Consider the following 4,744-nt stretch of genomic DNA (forward strand, 5'->3'; position numbering starts at 1 on the left):
AAGGCGGCGCTCTTGGTGGGCGATATCGGCGCAGCGCATCCGCCCGACGGCGCGCGCCCGAACCTCTTCGTCGGCGCGGCCAATGCCGCGGGCGGCGCGCCCGAGCCCGAGCCCGCCCCCCAACCGGCGCCCGAACCCGTGGCCCAGACGATCCCGCAAAGCTGCGCCGCGCCCGAAGAGGTGCTCTCGGCCATCGCCACCGAGCGCGGTCTGCTCGACGAGCAGCGCGCCGCACTCGACGCACGCGCCTCCGAAATCGCCCTGGCCGAGGAGACGCTCGCCATCGAGATGGCGCGTCTGAGCGAGCTGCGCGGCGAGCTCGAAGGGCTGATGACCAAGATCGACGAGGCGCGCGAGGCCGATGTCGCGCGGCTGGTGGCGCTTTACGTCAACATGAAGCCGCGCGAGGCCGCGACGATCATGAACGATCTCGACATCGAGGTGGCGGTGACGGTGCTGGGCGCGATGCCCGAGCGCGACGCCGCGCCGGTGCTCGCGGCGATGAACGTGGTGCGCGCGCAGGCGATCTCGATGATCATCCTTGAGCGCTCCAAGCTGCCGGGCGACCAGCGGCTAAACGGCATCAAGCTTCAGTAGCCCTCAGTCCTCCTCGCGCAGCGCCGAGCCTTCGGGCGGAGCGCGGCGGATGCGACGCTTGAGGTCCATGATGTAGCCGATGATCTCGGCCACCGCCTGCCAATGCTCGGCCGGGATCGCGTCGTCGACCTCGACCACCGCGTGCAGCGCACGGGCCAGCGGCTTGTTCTCGACGATGGTGACCTCGTTCTCGCGCGCGATGCGGCGAATCTGCGCGGCGATGAGATCCGCCCCCTTGGCGACGCAGACGGGTGCTGCATCGACGCCGGGCGTGTAGCGCAGCGCCACCGCGTAATGGGTCGGGTTGGTCAGCACGACCGTGGCCTGCGGCACGGCGGTGGCGATGCGCTGCTGCGCGCGCTTGCGGCGCAGCTGCGCGCGCTTGCCCTTGATATGCGGGTCGCCCTCGCTGTCTTTGTGCTCGTCGCGGATCTCCTTGAGGCTCATGCGCTGCTTGCGGATGTAATCCATCCGCTTCCAGATGATGTCGATCAGCGCGACCACGGCGAGAAAGGCCGTGGCGCCGACGAGAATGCGCACCACCGCGCCGCGCGCATGCGGCAGCAGCGTCTCGGGTGCAAAGCCCGGCGCCTCCCAGATCCCGGTGACCGAGGAGCGCACCGCCATGAACGCGATCACCGTGACCACCGCCACCTTGGCAATGTTCTTGAGAAACTCGACCAGCGCGTCGGGCGAGAACATCTTCTTGAAGCCGGAGCCGGGGTTGATCTTCGACAGCTTGGGCTTGATCCGCTCCAGCGCCACCACGGTCTGGCCCTGGATCAGCACGCCGAACAGCGCCGCCAGCACCATGACGAGCGCGAGCGGCGCCAGCGTCACCGCCACCGTGCCGACGAGATGCTGCGCCACGCCGCTGACATCGCGCAGCCCCGTCGTGCCCGAGCCGATCTCGATGCTGCCCGCCGAGGACAAGAGCCCCGACAGATCGCCCGCCAGCCGCGGCATGAGGTTCGGCAGCAGGTAGAGCGAGATGATGAGCAGCGCGAAGGCGCTCATCATGTTGCCGGTTTCCTTGGAGGAGGGGACGTCACCCTTCTTGCGCGCCTTGCGCAGCTTTGCCTCCGTCGGCTCCTCTGTCTTGCTGCTCTTGTCTTCCTCGGACATCGCGCCCCCCTAGAAGCTGAAGCCCATGAGCCAGTCGCCCAGCGCCTGCATGGTCCCCGATAGCATGGCCGGACCCGCCGCGACGAGGCCCAGAAGACCGGTGGCGATCAGGATCGGGGCGGCGACGAAGAACACCGGCAGGCTCGGCATCGCGCGGTTGGCCAGCCCCATGCCGAGGTTGAGCACCAATGAGAGCACGTAGAAGGGCGCGGCGAGCGAAACGCCGAGGTAGAAGCTCTGCGCCACCGCGCGCACCATCTGCTGCGCCAGGTCGCCCAGCATCAGCCGACCGGGGGGAAACAGCACGTAGCTGTCGAGCAACGCCCGGATCATCACGTGGTGCAGCTCCGTGGCGAAGACCAGCACGACGCCGGCCATCAGCAGCGCGCTGGCGATGAGGGTGGAGCCCTCGAAGCTGCCGGTGCCCGGCGCGAAGGCGTTGGACAGACCGGCCACCATGCCGATCTGGTAGCCCGCGAATTGCAGCGCCGAGAACAGGATGCGCGCCGTGGTGCCGATCCACAGGCCGATGGTGATTTCCACGGCGAAGAGCGACAGCAGCACCACCGGGGCGCTTTCGGTCAGATCCCCGGCGGGCGCGATCGGCACCAGCGGCGCCAGCGCGGCACTCAGCGCGAGGCCGAACAAGAGCCTGTGCCGCGCGGGAATGCTCTGTTCGCCAAAGCCCGGCAGGAACATCAGCGCCGCACCGAGCCGGGCAAAGACAAGACCCGCGAGCAGCGCCTGCGAGACGAGGAAGGCCCCGAGATCCAAGCCCTAGCCGCCGATGGTGGCGACGGTGCGCAGCGCCGCCTTGCGGTGCACCTCGTTGTGCGAGATCACCTGCGTCATCGGGCTGACCCGCTCCAGCATGGAGCGCACGAAGGAGCGGACCTCGGGGCTGACCATCAGCGCGGGCCATTCGTCCTTCTGGGCGAATTGCTGGATCTCCTTGCGCGCCTCGAGCACGAATTCCTGCACCCGCTGAGGCGACATCAGGAAATTGCGCTCGTCGCCGTTCATCCGCACCGCGCCGTTGAACTCGCCCTCCCATGCGGCCGACATGGTGATCACCGGCACAAAGCCCTGCGCGTCGGTCAGCGCGTGGCAGATCTGGTTCGACAGGCGGCGGCGCACATGCTCGGTGATCAGCGTCACCGAGGAGGTCGTGCGCCCGGCCTCGGCGATGGCCTCGACGATCAGCGGCAGGTTGCGGATCGAGATCCGCTCCAAGAGCAAAGCCTGCAGCACGTGCTGCACGAGGATGGTCGGGCTGGAGCCAGAGATCTCGCCCGCGAGCTTCTGGTAGGGGCGGGGCAGCCCCTCGATCAGCTCCTGCACCGCGCCATAGGTCAGAAGCTCGGGCATATGCTGCTTGATCACCTCGGTCAGATGGGTGGTGATGACGCTCTCGGGGTCGACCACGGTGCAGCCCGCGGCCTCGGCCTCATCGGCGAGCGCGGGATCGACCCAGACCACCTCAAGCCCGAAGGTCGGATCCTTGGTGCGCTGGCCCGGAAGCTCGATACCGGCCTCGGCGGGGTTGATCACCATCATGCCGGTGGCGCGGATCTCGGCCGTGGCGGCGGCCACGCCCTGCACGGTGATGGCATAGCTGTCGGGGCCGAGCGTGGGGTCGTCCTTGATCCGCACCGAGGGCAGCACGAAGCCATACTCGCGCGCGAAGAGATGGCGCAAGCTCTTGATCTTGCCCGGCAGGGCGGCGTCGGGGCGGTTGATCAGCGGCACCAGCGCACCGCCCAGATCGAGCCGCAGGTCATCGAGCTTCAGCGTCTGCTGGACGTCGTCCTCGGAGGGGGCCTCGGCGGCCTGCTCGCTCGCGATCGCCTGCGCCGTCTCGCGCGCGGTGCGGGCCTTGGCCTCGCGGCTCATCACGTAGCCCAGCCCCGCCATCATCGCCGCGAGGATGGCAAAGACCGGCAGCGGAAAGCCCGGCAGGAGGCCGATGCCGCACAAGAGCCCGGCAGCCATGTAGAGCGCCTTGGGAAACTTTCCGAGCTGACCCAGCACCGCCTCGTTGGCCGCACCCTCGGTGCCGCCCTTGGTGACGATGAGACCGGCGGCGAGCGAGACGATGAGCGCGGGGATCTGGCTCACCAGACCGTCGCCGATGGTCAGCGTGGTGTAGACATTGGCCGCCTCGCCGATCGGCAGCCCGTGCTGGACCACGCCGATCAGGATGCCGCCGACGATGTTGATCATGGTGATGATCAGCCCCGCCACCGCGTCGCCGCGCACGAACTTGGAGGCACCGTCCATCGCGCCGAAAAAGCCGCTCTCGTCCTCGAGCTCCTTGCGCCGGGTCTTGGCCGTGGCCTCGTCGATCAGCCCGGCGCCGAGATCGGCGTCGATCGCCATCTGCTTGCCCGGCATCGCGTCGAGCGAGAAGCGCGCGGCGACCTCGGCGATCCGGGTCGAGCCCTTGGAGATGACGATGAAGTTGATCACCACGAGGATCGCGAAGATCACGATGCCGATCACGAAGCTGCCCGCGACGATGAAGCGCGAGAAGCCCTCGATCACCCCGCCCGCGGCCCCCGGCCCGGTGTGGCCCTGGCTCAGGATCAGCCGGGTCGAGGCGACGTTGAGCGACAGGCGCAGCATGGTCACGACCAGCAGCAGCGTCGGAAAGCTGTTGAACTCCAGCGGCTTGGGGATCCACAGCGCGACCATGAGGATCAGCGCCGAGAGCGCCAGCGACACCGCGAGGCCCAGATCCAGAAGCACCGAGGGCAGCGGCACGAAGAGCACCGCCAGCACCAGCGTGACACCGACCGCAAAGCCGACGTCGCGGTTGGCGAGGCCCGTCGCGAGCGCGGAGGAGGAGAGGGTGGGCTTGATGGCGGGGGGCTGGCTCATGCGGGCCTCACGAGGATGGGGAGGGCGAGGAGATCATCGGCCTGAGCGGCGCGTCGCTGTAGATGCCGAAGCGCGCGCCGCCCGCCGACCCACCCGCTGACCCACCGGCCGACCAGCCGCGCCGCGCGCCCTGCGCGGGCCG

At 68.8% G+C, this 4,744-nt stretch carries 4 protein-coding genes; 1 reads left to right on the top strand and 3 read right to left on the bottom strand.

From position 1 onward, the window contains the following. On the top strand, positions 1–597 hold a 597-nt coding region (locus tag NHG85_RS11660), incomplete at its 5' end, for a MotE family protein (RefSeq protein ID WP_370363016.1). Positions 598–600: 3 nt separating this feature from the next. Here NHG85_RS11660 and flhB read toward each other — a convergent pair. The 3 genes from flhB to flhA are packed head-to-tail and all read right to left on the bottom strand — an operon-like array spanning position 601 to position 4,602. Further along, positions 601–1,722, bottom strand: coding sequence for a flagellar biosynthesis protein FlhB (gene flhB, locus NHG85_RS11665; RefSeq protein WP_253332563.1), 1,122 nt, complete (start codon positions 1,720–1,722; stop codon positions 601–603). Positions 1,723–1,731: 9 nt separating this feature from the next. Continuing rightward, positions 1,732–2,496, bottom strand: a complete 765-nt coding sequence (locus tag NHG85_RS11670; protein ID WP_253332565.1) for a flagellar biosynthetic protein FliR — start codon at positions 2,494–2,496, stop codon at positions 1,732–1,734. A 3-nt stretch (positions 2,497–2,499) separates the two neighbouring features. Further along, complete coding sequence (gene flhA, locus NHG85_RS11675) at positions 2,500–4,602, bottom strand: flagellar biosynthesis protein FlhA (protein ID WP_253332567.1); 2,103 nt, start codon at positions 4,600–4,602, stop codon at positions 2,500–2,502. Positions 4,603–4,744 lie beyond the last annotated feature (142 nt).

Source organism: Limimaricola litoreus (assembly GCF_024159025.1).
Lineage (GTDB): Bacteria > Pseudomonadota > Alphaproteobacteria > Rhodobacterales > Rhodobacteraceae > Limimaricola > Limimaricola litoreus.